Source organism: Capnocytophaga sp. oral taxon 412 str. F0487 (genome assembly GCF_000271925.1).
In the GTDB taxonomy this organism is placed as follows: domain Bacteria; phylum Bacteroidota; class Bacteroidia; order Flavobacteriales; family Flavobacteriaceae; genus Capnocytophaga; species Capnocytophaga ochracea.
In genome coordinates this window covers 25,298-40,441 of the sequence record NZ_AJZR01000049.1, presented here as the reverse complement: position 1 = coordinate 40,441, position 15,144 = coordinate 25,298, and the positions used below count along the sequence as shown (strand labels likewise).

General features: G+C 37.5%; 13 protein-coding genes. 5 read left to right on the top strand and 8 right to left on the bottom strand.

Going from position 1 to position 15,144, the window contains the following annotated elements; genetic code table 11:
• Window positions 1-33 precede the first annotated feature (33 nt).
• Window positions 34-945, top strand: coding sequence for a YihY/virulence factor BrkB family protein (locus HMPREF1321_RS08070; protein ID WP_009422188.1), 912 nt, complete (start codon window positions 34-36; stop codon window positions 943-945).
• On the top strand, window positions 945-3,398 hold the full coding sequence (priA, locus tag HMPREF1321_RS08065) for a primosomal protein N' (protein WP_009422134.1): 2,454 nt from the start codon (window positions 945-947) through the stop codon (window positions 3,396-3,398). Before HMPREF1321_RS08070 ends, priA begins: the two co-directional genes overlap by 1 nt.
• A gap of 101 nt (window positions 3,399-3,499) precedes the next feature.
• Here priA and HMPREF1321_RS08060 read toward each other — a convergent pair whose 3' ends face one another.
• The 5 genes from HMPREF1321_RS08060 to HMPREF1321_RS08040 all read right to left on the bottom strand — a co-directional run bounded on the left by HMPREF1321_RS08060 (window position 3,500) and on the right by HMPREF1321_RS08040 (window position 10,025).
• Complete coding sequence (locus HMPREF1321_RS08060) at window positions 3,500-3,847, bottom strand: DUF2853 family protein (RefSeq protein WP_009419954.1); 348 nt, start codon at window positions 3,845-3,847, stop codon at window positions 3,500-3,502.
• Between the two features lie 39 nt (window positions 3,848-3,886).
• Window positions 3,887-5,560, bottom strand: a complete 1,674-nt coding sequence (gene menD, locus HMPREF1321_RS08055; protein ID WP_009422164.1) for a 2-succinyl-5-enolpyruvyl-6-hydroxy-3-cyclohexene-1-carboxylic-acid synthase — start codon at window positions 5,558-5,560, stop codon at window positions 3,887-3,889.
• Window positions 5,561-7,666, bottom strand: a complete 2,106-nt coding sequence (gene ppk1 / locus HMPREF1321_RS08050; protein WP_009422155.1) for a polyphosphate kinase 1 — start codon at window positions 7,664-7,666, stop codon at window positions 5,561-5,563.
• A 1-nt stretch (window position 7,667) separates the two neighbouring features.
• Window positions 7,668-8,942 carry an ABC transporter permease gene (locus tag HMPREF1321_RS08045; protein WP_009422189.1) on the bottom strand — a complete coding sequence of 425 codons (1,275 nt, stop codon included), beginning with the start codon at window positions 8,940-8,942 and terminating at the stop codon, window positions 7,668-7,670.
• Between the two features lie 153 nt (window positions 8,943-9,095).
• Window positions 9,096-10,025, bottom strand: coding sequence for an ABC transporter ATP-binding protein (locus HMPREF1321_RS08040; RefSeq protein WP_009422173.1), 930 nt, complete (start codon window positions 10,023-10,025; stop codon window positions 9,096-9,098).
• 627 nt (window positions 10,026-10,652) lie between these two features.
• Here HMPREF1321_RS08040 and lgt point away from each other — a divergent pair.
• The 3 genes from lgt (at window position 10,653) to idi (ending at window position 12,726) form a co-directional block, all read left to right on the top strand.
• Complete coding sequence (lgt, locus tag HMPREF1321_RS08035; protein WP_009411110.1) at window positions 10,653-11,612, top strand: prolipoprotein diacylglyceryl transferase; 960 nt, start codon at window positions 10,653-10,655, stop codon at window positions 11,610-11,612.
• A gap of 61 nt (window positions 11,613-11,673) precedes the next feature.
• Entirely contained in the window at window positions 11,674-12,189 is a 516-nt protein-coding gene (locus tag HMPREF1321_RS08030) for a DUF192 domain-containing protein (protein ID WP_009419960.1), read from the top strand.
• Between the two features lie 18 nt (window positions 12,190-12,207).
• Entirely contained in the window at window positions 12,208-12,726 is a 519-nt protein-coding gene (gene idi, locus HMPREF1321_RS08025; RefSeq protein WP_002672319.1) for an isopentenyl-diphosphate Delta-isomerase, read from the top strand.
• A gap of 57 nt (window positions 12,727-12,783) precedes the next feature.
• Here the strand turns inward: idi and speB are convergent, their stop codons facing one another.
• The 3 genes from speB to HMPREF1321_RS08010 form a co-directional block, all read right to left on the bottom strand.
• The gene (gene speB / locus HMPREF1321_RS08020) at window positions 12,784-13,689 is read right to left on the bottom strand and encodes an agmatinase (protein ID WP_009422142.1); all 906 of its coding nucleotides are present in this window, start codon (window positions 13,687-13,689) and stop codon (window positions 12,784-12,786) included.
• A gap of 101 nt (window positions 13,690-13,790) precedes the next feature.
• Window positions 13,791-14,165, bottom strand: coding sequence for a DUF4293 domain-containing protein (locus HMPREF1321_RS08015; RefSeq protein WP_002672326.1), 375 nt, complete (start codon window positions 14,163-14,165; stop codon window positions 13,791-13,793).
• Between the two features lie 56 nt (window positions 14,166-14,221).
• Window positions 14,222-15,127: a YitT family protein gene (locus HMPREF1321_RS08010; RefSeq protein WP_002672327.1), complete on the bottom strand. Its 906-nt coding sequence runs from the start codon at window positions 15,125-15,127 to the stop codon at window positions 14,222-14,224.
• Between the last annotated feature and the right edge of the window lie 17 nt (window positions 15,128-15,144).

Sequence of the window (15,144 nt, the reverse complement as noted above, 5' to 3'; positions counted from 1 at the left end):
AGCAATATGCTTTCCCCAAAAAACTAACTACTGATGACATTAAAAGAGAAAATATATAACCTTCCCATTATCAAGCAATTCGTAAGCTTTTTGAAAAGTATTCCTTTAGCTAAGAATACTTTTTCATTGTATGATTTGCTCGAACTGTATACCGCAGGGATTATTAGAGGTGCACTTACCTATCGGGCGAGCGCTATCTCGTATAGTTTTTTTTTAGCAATCTTTCCTTTTTTGCTGTTCATTTTAAACTTAATCCCTTATATTCCTATCGAAAATTTCCAGGGAGACTTTTGGGCTTTTATTGAAGATATGCTTCCCCCGGGTACGCACGATTTCTTTTCAGATATTTTTTTCGATATCGCCGATAAAAAACGTGGCGGCTTGTTGTCTTCGGTGTTTTTTCTCTCTATTTTCTTAATGACCAATGGTATTATGGCAATTTTTGGAGGGTTTGAGTATTCGTACCATCGGCAAATCACACGCACCTATATCAAGCAATATCTTTACGCCCTAATGGTAGCAATTATTTTGGCACTTCTTGTTCTATTTGCTGTGGTTGTATTCATTTATTACGAAGTGTATTTAGTGCCTTACCTCGATAAAATCAATTTTATTACCGATTACGAAACGCTACTTAAAATATCGAAAATAGTTTTCGTCGCACTGATTACCTACTTCGGTACAGGACTACTGTTTTACTTCGGCACAGTTGAAGGCAGGGAAAGTAAATTCTTTTCAGCAGGTTCGCTCTTTACAGTGTTATTGTTCGGCGTGACAACCTATTTGTTCGGTATTTATATTGAGAATTTTTCTCGCTACAACCATCTGTATGGGTCTATCGGGGCATTGCTTATCTTCCTGCTTTATATATGGTTAAATGCCAACATATTGTTATTGGGGTTTGAACTAAATGCTTCGCTTCTGAAACTTAAAAAACACGACTGATGTATTTCGTAGATGTAATCTTGCCGCTTCCGCTTTCTAAACTTTTTACCTATCGTATTAATGAAGACGAAGCACATTTCTTACAAATGGGAATGCGCGTGGCTGTTCCATTCGGTAAATCGAAAGTATACACAGCTATAGTACATCATATACATACGGTCGAGCCTTCTTATGACACTAAAGACATTGAATATATCTTAGATGAAACGCCTATTATTACTCCCCAACAAATAGAACATTGGCAATGGATAGCCGATTTCTATATGTGCACTTTAGGGGAAGTACTAAAATCAGCCTTGCCATCGGCTTTTTTATTAGAAAGTGAAACAATAATTGAAATTGCAGAAAAAGAACTAAATTCAGCACTCTTTACCGATGACGAGTGGCAGGTATACGAAGCCTTACATTACAAAACAGCCCTCAAAGGTAGTGAGGTGAGCAAGATAATCTCCAAAAACAAGGCACTGAAAGTGATGAAGAGCTTGGTAGAGAAAGGAGCTGCTCGCATTTCCGAAAGAATATTTGAGAAATATGTACCAAAACTCATCAAATACATTCGTTTATCTTCTGAATATCAAACCGAAGAAAGCTTGCAAAAAGCCTTAGAACTTTTGAAGCGGTCGGAAAAGCAAAAGAAGCTGATAATGGCTTATTTTAATTATATCAACAGAGAAGTACTGCCTTTAAAAGCAGAGAAATTATTAGAAGAAGCCAGTGTATCGACAACAGTACTAAAATCAGTAATAGAAAAAGGCATTTTTGAAGAATATTACTTACAGAAAGACCGCGTTAGCTTCGCTGATAGTGATGTTTCGACAAAAAAGGTACTCAATGAGGTACAAGAAGAAGCTCTTCATCAAATTCAGAAACAGTTTCAGACTAAAAACACAGTTCTTTTACAAGGAGTTACCGCCTCTGGGAAGACTGAAATTTACATTGAACTTATCGACCAATATTTAAAGGCAGGGAAACAGGTACTCTATCTTCTTCCTGAAATCGGCTTGACGGTTCATCTTATCAACCGATTGAAGAATCACTTTGGCAAGAGCCTCTCAGTATATCATTCTAAATATAGTACGAACGAACGGGTAGAAGTTTGGAATAATGTACTAAATAATAATCCCAAAGCGCAATTGGTTGTGGGTGTTCGCTCATCAGTTTACTTGCCCTTCAAACAATTAGGGCTTGTAATCATTGATGAGGAGCACGATAATTCTTACCGACAGTTTGAACCAGCCCCTCGAATGCAAGCACGAGATACTGCTATTATGTTGGCTAACATTTTCAAAGCTAAAACTTTGCTGGGTTCGGCAACGCCTTCATTGGAGAGTATGCACAATGTGAAGACTGAAAAGTACGGATTTGTATACTTATCAAAACGCTACGCAGATTTCCTTCCTCCTATTATCGAGCTTATCGATATTAAGGATAAGCACCATCGCAAACGTATGAACGGGCATTTTTCCGACATTCTGATAAATGAAATTACGAATACTTTATCGCAAGGGAGACAGGTGCTTCTTTTTCAAAACAGAAGAGGTTATGCTCCTATCGTGCAGTGTATGCAATGTGGCACGGTGCCCCAATGTCCGCATTGCGATGTAAGTCTCACTTTTCATCAAAGCAGTAATCAGTTGCGATGCCATTATTGCGGTTATGCGATTCCTATGCCCAAAGCCTGTATAGCTTGCGGAAGTGTTGATTTAAGAACAAAAGGTTTCGGAACAGAGCAAATTAGTAAAGAATTAGAAGTGCTTTTCCCAAAAATAGCCATAGACAGAATGGATCAGGATACTACGAATGGTAAATATGGATATGAAAAAATATTATCGAAGTTCGAGCAACAAGAAACGCAAATATTAGTAGGCACCCAAATGATCACGAAAGGATTAGATTTTGAAAATATAGGTCTAGTAGGCGTAATGAATGCCGATGCTCTCATTCATTCTCCTGACTACCGAGCCTACGAAAGGAGTTTTCAACTATTATTGCAAGTATCAGGGCGTGCGGGAAGAAGTGCCCAACAAGGAAAAGTATTAATACAAACCTATAACCCACAGCATCCCGTAATTCAGCAAGTATTACAAAACGATTTCAGAGGAATGTATCAGAGTCAGATAGAGGAACGCCAATCCTTTTTATACCCCCCTTTTGTACAAATGATAAAAATAACTCTCAAACACAGTAATTTTAACCAAGTAAATGAAAGTGCTGAGTGGTTTGCTAATACACTTCGTGAAGTTTTTGCTTCTCAAAGAGGAATAGACATCTTAGGTCCTGAATTCCCTCCTATTTCGCGTATTAGAAATGAATATCTGAAAGATATTTTGGTGAAAGTACACCCCTCCGAAGTCTCTTTACGCCACATTAAAGAGCATATCAGGCGTATTGAAACTAGTTTTCAAGCTATCAGCAACTTTCGTGCTATTCGGGTAAGTTATTTCGTGGAATAATTACTATTTATTTGAGATATGAATGTTCTTTCTAAAAATATTTACATAAAAAATAAGAGGCTATCTGAATTGGATAGCCTCTTGTTCTTTTAAAAAATCTCTTATTTGTTGTAAACGCTTTCTTTTTTGAAGTGTTTAGCCAACAAATAATAAACAACTGCACGGTGCTTATTTCTGTTTGATTTACCGTATTTTTCTAACACAGCTTCAATAGCCTTGTCTAACTCAGGACCGTCTTTCAAACCTAATTTTTTGATTAGGAAGTTTTGTTTTACACGGTCTAACTCTGCTTGGTCAGAGCCTGATACTTTAGAAGCATCGGCGTTGTAGATAGAAGGACCTAAGCCCACAGTTACTTTTGTTAAGAACGCTACATCTGGGTTCTTTTCACCACATTTTTCTTTCAAATCTTGGGTGTACACAGCAATTAATTCATCACGTTTGCTCATAATTTTTTATATTTAAAATTATTAATGCGGTAAAGGTAGTCATTTTTTCAATACCTCAAAATATTTTAACAAAACTTTATCATTTATTTTTCTTGGTGTATGGATTTCTAACAGCTTAGGTCTCTCTGATACTTCGAAGAAATTACTTAAATCTTTCTGTAAATCAGATAGATTAGTTGCTAACTGATAGCTAATGCCATACATTTTACAAAAATGTTCTGCTGTAAGCCTATGAGGTGTCTCAAAGAAGTATTCAAAGTTAGGGTCAGCTTTATCACCAGGTAGTATTCTGAAAATACCTCCACCTTGATTATTGAGGAGAATCACTCTAAAGTCTTGTGGAATATATTTGTTCCAAAGAGCATTGCTGTCGTAAAAGAAACTCAAATCACCTGTAATGAACACTGTGGGCGATGCGCTTCCTACAGCAGCCCCAATAGCAGTGCTCATACTACCGTCGATACCGCTAGTACCTCGGTTGCAAAACACCTTCCAAGAAGGGTGGGCTTTTATCAGTTGGGCATACCTAATTGCAGAACTATTGCTTATCTGTATAATATAATCATTAGGAATATTACTGAATACCTCACTGTACACTTTAAAATCGGAGAAAGGCGTTTGGCTGATATACTCTAAATGTATTTGCTGTATCTCGTTTTTCACCTCTAACCACTGCTGTTGATAAGTAGAAGAAATATTAACCAAATTAGGGGTTACCTCCCCCAAAAAAGTATTGATATCCGCTTTAAAATGAGCTGTTAAACAGAAATATGAATCATAACCTTTGTGCAAATCTACATTATAGTGATAAGTAGGTTTATAACTACGTAAGAACTGTTTTATCTTTTTGGAAACTACTAAGCCTCCAAAAGTAAGTAATAAATCAGGTCGTAAGGCTTCTTTTAGAGCTGGGTCTCTTTCAGTATAAGTGAGTAATTTATCTATATAAGGAATAAAATCGGAGTGGTGCAAGTTAGATGTAGTTTCTGTCAGTACCAATACCGAAGGATCTTTAGCAAGCCATTCTACATATTGTGCTTCTACACTATTAGGTGTCAATACTCCTACTAATACCATTTTTTTAGCTGAAGCGTTCCAATGTTTTACGAAATCAGTGACTCTTCCCTTATTAATAATAGGTTTCTGTGGTTTTGCAGCTATATTCTTAAAAGAATAGTGCTCTTCCGTAGTGAGGTATAAGGGTTCTTCAAAAGGTACATTGATGTGCACCGGCAATTGCTCCTCTATAGCTGTATTCAGTGCCTTGTTTAGCTCGTAAAAATTACTTTTATCGCTATGTGCTTCATCGGATAGATTGGCATTATAGGCACTTTGGTTTGCTAGTACATTCACCTGACGTATGGTTTGCCCATCGCCTATGTCTATTTTGCTTGACGGACGGTCGGCTGAGATAACCACCAATGGTATATTGCTGTAAAAAGCCTCTGAAAAAGCGGGATAGTAATTCAGCAAGGCAGAGCCCGATGTACACTCCACTGCCACAGGTTGCTGTAATTGCTGAGCAATGCCCAAGGCAAAAAAAGCAGCACAACGCTCATCTACGATGCTGTAACAGTTAAAATAAGGGTCGTTGGCAAAGCCAATAGTCAGAGGGGCATTGCGTGACCCTGGTGAAATAACAATGTGCTTTAATTGTTTGGCTTTACAGGCTTCTATTACGTATTGTGCTAATTTTATTTGAGGTCTTTTCATCTATTTGGTGCGCTTATTTTTATGCTGATAATACTCGTATAAGGCTACCTGTGAGCGCAAAGATGGGGTAGTATGAGGGCGATAGGTATTGTCTTGTGCCTCGTTAATTATACGTGCCTTTACATTGTCTGCCCAACTTATTTCGAAGGTGTCTATCAACTCTTGTTGTATTGTTTTGTCGTAAATAGGGCAACCTACTTCTACTCTGAATGAAATATTGCGCGTCATCCAGTCGGCTGAAGAGATATACAATTTAGGGTTGCCTCCGTTGGCAAAGATAAACAAACGTGGATGTTCCAAGAACTTATCAACTATACTTATTACCTCTATATTCTCACTCATTCCTTCGATTCCTGGCACTAAACAGCAAATACCACGTACAATCATTTGTATTTTTACTCCTGCACGGCTGGCTTCGTATAGCTTGTCTATCATCTTGTAGCTGGTGATGTTATTCATCTTCAGCTTGATATACGCCTCTTTGCCTGCCTTAGCATTCTTGATTTCTTCGTCTATCAGGTGTTTGAGTTGCTTTTTGGTATAGTGTGGAGACACTATCAGATGCTTGAATTTTTGCACATTGTAGTTGGTATCGAAGAAGTTGAACACTTTGTTCACCTCTTTGAGTATCTCTTGATTGGCAGTAAAAAGCGTATAATCAGTATAGATTTTAGCAGTAGTTTCATTGAAGTTACCAGTGCTGATAAATCCATAACGTTTTAGTTCTTTACCTTCTTTACGTTCAATCACACATATTTTACTGTGTACTTTCAGTCCACGTACGCCGAAGATGACTTTTACACCTTCTGCTTTTAGCTGTTCAGCATATCGTATATTCGATTCTTCATCAAAACGAGCTTGCAATTCTATCTGTACGGTTACTTGTTTGCCATTTTTCACTGCATTGATAAGTGAATTTACTACTTGTGAGTTCTTTGCCAAACGATAAATGGTTATTTTCACCGATTTTACCTTAGGGTCAAGGGCAGCTTCCCTCAAAAACCATATAATGTTAGAAAAAGTATGGTAAGGAGTGTATTGCAAATAGTCTTTTTCGGCGATTTTCTTTAACAAACTCTCTTCTGAGGTGAGTCCTTGTACAGGCAGTGGTTGTATAGAGGCATATGTCAAATCTTTGCGTCCTAAGCTGGGGAAGTTCATAAAGTCGCGACGGTTATGGTAGCGCCCTCCTGGGATAACACTATCGGTATTCACAATGCCCATCTTCTCAAACAAGAATTGCAAGGTGTCCTTGTCTATCATCTTGTCGTACACAAAGCGCACCGGCTCGCCTTTGCGTCTGTCTTCTACGCTAGTCGAGAGTTTCTCTATAAAGCTCTTGCTCAAATCATCATCTATGTCCAACTCGGCATCACGAGTGATTTTAATCATATTTGCCGTAAGCGATTCGTAATTGAAAATATTAAATATCTTGTGTAAGCAAAAGCGTATCACATCATCAAGCATAATAATATAATGCTTATCTCCTATTTGAGGCAACTCTATAAAACGGTCGAGGGTAGCAGGCAACTCAATAAGGGCATACTGTATTTTTTCTTTATAAACACGTGATGAAAAGAACTTTTGTACTCCTGAGGCTTTTTCGTCTTCTTCTTTTAAGGTCATTTTCACTGCCAAATACGCCACATCGTCTTTCAGTTGTGGAAACTTCTCTAAATCGTTAAGGATAATAGTAAAGAGGGCGGGGCGTACTTTGTCGTAGAAATAGGTATTTACAAAGGCTTCGTGCTCAGGTAATAACGTTTTTTCATCTACTATAAATATCTGCTCTTTCTCCAATTCCTTGGTAATAGTGGCAATAATTTTCAAACTCTCTTCTTGTAGTTGTATTACCTCTTTGGTAATTTCTTCCAAGAGCTCTTTGGCGTGTACCCCCAGTTCTTTATCTGAGGTTTCGTTCATCGCCACTCGTTTTACAGTAGCGTAACGCACTTTAAAGAACTCATCTAAGTTGTTCGAGAAGATACCCGCAAAACGCAAACGTTCCAATAGAGGCACTCGCTCATCGGCTGCCTCTTGAAGTACGCGTGCATTGAATTTTAGCCAACTCAATTCGCGGTTGATATATTGATTTTTTAGCTTCATTTTACTTCATTTTGAGCCATTTCCACACCTCTCTATAGCTAGCTTTTTTGCCGTACATCAAGATACCAATGCGGTATATCTTAGATGCTAATTTAATGACCGCAAAGAAAGTGAGATACAAAATAACGAGGGAAATCAGTACTTCCCACCACGCTACCCCAAACGGTATGCGCATCAACATTACTACGGGCGAAGTGAGAGGTATGTATGAAAATACTACCGAAATCGTACCGTGAGGCTCTTCAATTACCGAGAACATACCTACATAAAAGGCTAATATTAGCGGTAATAATATAGGCATTAGGAACTGTTGTGTGTCAGTTTCGTTGTCTACCATTGCACCAATCATCGCGTAGAGTGAACTGTATAGCAAATAACCTCCTATGAAGAACAATAGGAACACCACAAAGGTTTCCGCAAAAGGGAAATGGTACAAGGTAGCCACTATATTGTTGATTTCTGACACGTTTCCCGCTCCTTGTACCGCTTGTGCAGAGGTATTTACTTCAAAAAACGAAGGTGCTAATGCCAACAGTACACCACCTATAACTATCCATATCGCAAACTGGGTAAGACCTGCTAATGAAGTACCCAATATCTTGCCTAACATTAGTTCAAAAGGCTTAACTGATGAGATAATGATTTCCACAATGCGATTGGTTTTCTCCTCTATCACACTGCGCATTATCATATTACCATAGATGATGATAAACATAAAAATAAGATATCCCGCTATGCCTCCAATGGTTATTTTCATTACGTTATCCAACTCCGAGGTCTTCTCTCCCGTAAAATTTTCCATCTGTATGCTTATATGCGTTTTAGCGGCATCTATCTCTTTTTTGTCAATCCCTTTTTTAGTAAGGTTATGCTGAAAAAGTGTCCGCTCCATAGCATTAGTAAGCTCACTGGTAAGAGATAACGAAGGCGACTCTTCACTATAAAAAGCAATATTTTGGTCGCCTTTATTAGGGATATACAACAATCCGTATTTGCTTTTTGCTAACACTTCGGCTTTGGCATCTTTGAGTGAAACATTGCTGAGATATTCGTACTGAATAGTCTCGGTATTCTCAAAAGTGTTGGCATAGAGTCCACTCTCGTCTACAATCACAATATCCTTAGCCTTGCTCTTATTGTTTACGTTGGTCAAAAAACCAATCACAAGCGCAAAGATAACAAGTATCAACGGACTTACAAACGTCATTATTACAAACGACCTATTACGTATTTTATTCAAGTACTCTCTTCGAGTAATAATTCCTAAGTATTTCATCTTAATTTGTCAATTTATGTGCTATCTAAAAGTCTATTTTGCGTCGCTACAGCTCCTCCTCTTGGGGGGTTAAAAAGCTATATTCAATAAAGAACCTTTCCTCTCTTTATTCACTTACTCCGTTATAGCGGAAAACCCTTCAGACATCTTATACTATTCTTTCAATTTATTAATGGTCGATATAAAAATCTCATCTACTGAGGGGATAGATTCTACAAAGTGCGTTACTTCGGCACGTGTAGTGAGGTATTGCAACAAATCGTTAGCCGTTTGTCCCTCTTTCTTCTGGATATGTAATTTTAACTCGTTATATAGCGTTTTAAAATTTGTCTCACTCACTTCAAATTGGCTTTTAAGTTCTGCTAAGAGGGCTGTTTTCTGCTCTTCAGCAACTTTTAAACCTACTTCATACAAGTTGTTTTTATAAGCCCTCTTAATGTCGATGAGCTTACCATCTAATATCTTACGCGATTTATTGATTAGCGCAATATGGTCGCACAACTCTTCAACCGATTCCATTCGGTGAGTAGAAAAGATAATCGTTGCTCCTTGCTCTCGTAAGTATAGAATTTCGTCCTTGATAATATTCGCATTGATGGGGTCGAAACCGCTAAAAGGCTCGTCGAATATCAGCAGTTTAGGATTGTGAAGTACAGTTACCAAAAATTGAATTTTCTGTGCCATACCTTTGGAGAGCTCTTGTACTTTTTTGTGCCACCAATCGCCAATATCAAGGCGGTTGAACCAAAATTTAAGTCGCTCCTTAGCTTCTTCCTTACTCAATCCTTTCAGTTGTGCTAAATACAAAGCCTGCTCACCTACCTTCATCGTTTTGTACAAACCACGCTCTTCGGGTAAATAGCCTATTTGTGCCGTATGCTTAGGTTGTAACAGTTCTCCGTCGAAGAACACTTTACCCGCATCGGGCAATACAATTTGGTTGATAATACGTATTAGTGAGGTTTTTCCCGCCCCATTAGGTCCCAGCAGACCAAAGATACTCCCCTTAGGGATATGTAACGACACATCGTCTAAAGCCGTATAGTCGCCGTATTGTTTACTAATATTTTCTATTCTAAGCATTTATTTAATGGTTACTGATAAATGATTAACAATTAATTCCAAAATGCAAAGATATAGCAATTCAAACTCAAAAGCAAATATTTGTCATTGGTTTATATTCAGTAACTTTGCTAATGGTTGTTCTATACTGCAAAGTTTTTTTGCGTTTTCCTCGCAATATACCCGATTTTAACACTTTTTTCTCAATAATAAGAAGAGCGTTTTTTATGAGTTGATATACAGCATACTAAGGGCTTATCTTCGCCTTAGCTTCGGTTTAGGTTCGCCTTACCTTCGCTCTTCCTTCGGTTGAGATGGCTCAAAAGTAAAAGATAAAAATTTAAATAATATGTTCTTTATCAATATTTTGTATTTTTGAGGTTCAAAATAAGACCTTGTGGTATAAATTTAAAAAATCTGCGGTATTTAATATTCTTTAACAGAAAAATCTCAGTACATTTTAGCTCACTACCTCAAACCCTAATCCGCCCTATTCTATTCACTGAATCATCATTATTAGTATTATTGGCATTTCTAGTATTAACTTTGGTATTATTGGTATTATTGGCATTAACCGGGTATTAATTTTATAAATAACTTGTCGTTTTAAATAAAAATCGTACTTTTGCATCTCAAAAATAAATACTAATGATTGCTTTAAATTTTATATGGAATTCTAATGAGATTCTCGCCTCTTTAAACCTACCTTTTATAGGTACTTTTTCACTTCGCTATTACAGCTTGATGTTTATCGTGGCTTTTAGCTTGGGGTGGTTTCTCACTAAAAAAATATATCTGAACGAAGGCAAAACAGTACAACAGCTGGATACCTTGTTCGTTTATACCGCTATAGCTACCTTAGTAGGCGCACGTTTAGGCGATTGCTTATTTTACAATTGGGATTATTTTAAAGACCACTTGCTCGAAATCTTTTTACCTATTAAAGAGAAACCCGGTGGCGGTTGGGAGCTTACAGGCTTTTCAGGTTTAGCAAGTCACGGAGCTGCCGTAGGTATTATTATCGCAATGATACTGTATGTACGTAAGTATAAAGATATTAGCCTATCGTGGATATTAGACCGTGTGGTGATTCCTATCACTATCGGAGGTATGTTTGTGCGTTTTGGTAACTTTTTCAATTCCGAAATCAACGGCAAAATAGTAAGCAATACTTATCCGTTAGGGGTGAAATTTGTACAAGGCGGAGCTATCTCTCCCCGTCGAGCAATGGCTATTACTGAACAAACCGATCCTCAAACTGCTTATAAACTCATTGCTCACGACCCCCGTTATGCTGATATTTTAGCTTCTATCCCTTACCAACACCCTGCACAATTATACGAAGCCTTTGGCTATTTTTGCTTGTTTTGGGTATTGTGGTACGTGTATTGGAAAACTGACAAAAAAGACCAACCTTACTTTATCTTTGGACTATTTTTAGTAGCCTTGTGGAGTATTCGTTTTGCAGTGGAATTTGTAAAAGAAAGTCAAGGAGGTTTCGAAAGCTCTCTCGGCTTGCTCTCTACTGGTCAGTGGCTCAGTATTCCATTTATCTTAGCAGGTTTCTACTTGTTATTCAGAAATCGCATCGAAACACGTAAGTATTAATATTAATTTTGTGAACATTTTAGAACTTAATTAGAGTTAAAATTTAAATTTTATAATTAGAATGCAATTTTTTAGAAAACACTTTGTAACTGTAGCATTAGTATTGGTAGCCTTAGCAGCTATTGCTCTTATTTTACCTCGTTTCTTCTCTAATGAGAGTAATAGAGTGCAAGAAATAGAAATCACTCCTCAGGATATTGATTTTACTCGGGACGGTGAAGTCTCTATCTTTAAAAACGACTCTCTTATCCAAACTATTGAAGTTGAATTTGCTAAAAATGATGAGGAACGTGCCTTAGGGCTAATGTACCGCTCTTCAATGGACGAACATCAAGGAATGTGGTTTATTTTTCCAGAAGAAGCTCCTCGTTCTTTCTATATGAGAAATACTGAAATACCTTTGGATATCATCTATTTAGATAAAGATAAAAAGGTGGTAAGTATAGCTAAAAACGCTCGCCCTTACGACGAAACTTCTTTACCGTCAGAGAAACCTGCTATGTATGTATTAGAAATCAATGGAGGATTGTCCGATAAATGGGGAATTGAAAAAGGCGATAGAATGGAAGTAAAATAAGTACTCCTATTTGCAAATATGGAAGAACAAGTAATATTAGTGAACGAACACGATACTCCTATAGGCTTAATGGGGAAGCTTGAAGCACACCAAAAAGCCTTATTACATAGGGCTTTCTCGGTATTTATACTCAACGATAAAGGGGAGATTATGCTACAACAAAGAGCTGCGAGCAAATATCATTCGCCTAACTTGTGGACGAATACTTGTTGCAGTCACCCACGTCAGGGCGAGACAACTATTGAAGCAGGCAAGCGTCGCTTACAAGAAGAAATGGGTTTTGTTACTGAACTTACCGATATATTGAGTTTTATCTACAAAGCCCCTTTTGATAACGGGCTTACAGAGCACGAACTCGACCATATTCTCATAGGATACTATAACGCCCCCCCTACTATCAACCCTGAAGAAGTAGCCGATTGGCGTTGGGAACTTCCAGAAAAGATAAAGGAAGATATTGCTAAGCACCCGCATCGGTATACTGAATGGTTTAAGATTATTTTCGATAAATTCTTACATCAAGTACTAAAAGGATAAACAAAAGAGGCTATTTGAAAAATCAAATAGCCTCTTTTGTTATTTATAATCATTAATTTATCCCTTCTTTGCAAAAAACTCTTCTATACCTTTATTTTCTTTTTTCTTACTTCTATATTTAAAATAATAAGCTAACATCTTATAATAAAGTTTAGCTGCCAAGAAAGCCGTAGGCTTAGCCTGCTGACTATCCATTAGTTCTACAATGTCAAACGCTACCACATTGCATTTTTTAAACACTTTACGTAAGAGTTTAAGAGTAGGGTACCATTGTAATCCTCCTGGTTCAGGAGTGCCTGTTGAAGGTGCGATAGCAGGATCGAAAGCGTCTAAATCTATCGTGATATATACATTCCCCGATACTTTGTCGAGTACATCATCAATCCACTCTTTATTTTTAGCTATTTCGTGAGCGAAAAATACACGTCCTTTTGGTAAATATTGCTTTTCTTCTACATCCATCGAGCGAATACCTACTTGTACTAATTTATGTTTTTGGTTAGCTTCAAATACGGCACAAGCGTGATTAGAGGTCGAACCGTGATACTCAGGGCGCAAATCAGTATGGGCATCAAGCTGCAATACTGTAAGCTTTTCATACTTTTCACCTACGGCACGTATAGAACCAATAGACACTGAGTGTTCTCCACCAAAAAGAGTAAAGAGCTTATCTTCGTGCTTCAATAGTTCTTGGGTCTTTTCATAAACCGCTTGTGTCATTGCCTCTGGCGAACTGTTTTCGCTTACTTCACCTGCTAAAAACACTCCGTTGAGATAAGGTTCGGTATCTGTTTCAATATCGTATAGTTCCATATTTTCTGAGGCATCTAAAAACAGTTCAGGTCCTTTATCAGCTCCTTTGCCCCAAGTAGACGTACCATCATAAGGTACTGTTACTAGCATTACTTTTGAGTTTTCCAGCGTTGCATTTTCTGTTGGAATACCTGCATATGTTCTTTTCATTATCTGATTTATTTAATAAATAGGGCACAAAGATAATAAAAAAATCCTAAGTTTAAACACTTAGGATTTTTTTAACGCACAACACTACTAAGATTATAGGTCTATCGCAATCGGTCTGCTGATTTTACGAGCTTCTCGTCCCGTCTGATAGCCTTGTTGGCTAAAAACAAAAAAACGATAGAAAGCACGGGTACGAAAACCCCAACACCTTTCTCCGAAAGCAAGCCTTCTCCAGATGAGTTTAGCATTCGATATACAAATATTCCTAGTAAAGTAAAATTTATAAGGACGTTCAGCCAGTTAAGCCACTGCTGAACACTTCTTTTCTTATATTTAAATATGGTGTATAGAGCCAATATTGCTGTTATCCCTAATAAGATACTCCTAAGCCAATCTATACTAAAAAGCATCGGGACGGCGACGGTAGCTACAATCACTACCAACAGCATATAAATAGTTTGTATTCTCTGAATCATTCTTTTTTGTTTTGAACGTGCAAATATAGTACTTTTTATAAAACCTGAAAAATATTTTACTTTAATTTATCAAAACCATTACCATAAACCCCCATTACGTTGGTCTTCGTTACAAAGGCAGCAGGATCTATTGTTCGTACCAAACGGAAGATAGAAGTAGCCTCTGTACGGCGAGCTATTACAATCACTATTTTTTGCGAGGATTTAGAATACCAACCTACCCCATCGATAATAGTACAACCGCGTTTGAGTTCACTATTGATGTGGTTTGCAATCTCATCATAGTGTTTAGAGAAGATAAACAACTGCACCGACTGTCTTGCTCCATTGATAACAATTTCTACCATCTGCCACATCAGTGGTAAGAGGATAAGTCCATAAATAGTCTTTTCGAGTGAATTGTCTTGGCGTTCCAAAATGAAGAAAGACGATAGCACGATACACACGTCGACCACCAAAAGAATACGCGCTATACTGATGCTGTAATACTTGGTGATAACAAAGCCTATTATATCAGTGCCTCCTGTACTTCCGTTAGCTGAATAGACCAATCCTAAACCTGTACCGCATAGCAATCCTCCCATAATTACGTTTAAGAAGTCGTCTCTCAAAGGAGGGTGTTCTATAAAATAAGGCATTAAATACTCTTTCCCAGCCCAAATCAATCCCGATAGAATAGTTATAGAGATGAGTGTTCGGTAGGTGAATTGCTTACTCATTGCTTTAAAGCCTATCACCAAGAGTATAAAGTTGATAATCCAATAGGTAATAGCCAAGTCAGCTCCTAACTTATAATTTAGGATAAGACAGATACCTGCCAAACCTCCCGTTACTATCCCATTAGGCATTATAAAGCCTGTAATTCCTATCGCATATGATATAAGCCCTAAGATGATAATAAGATAATCTTTTATGTAAAAAGACTTTAAGTATTTAATAGTCTTGCTATCTGCTATTGCCATAACACTACTTTAATTTT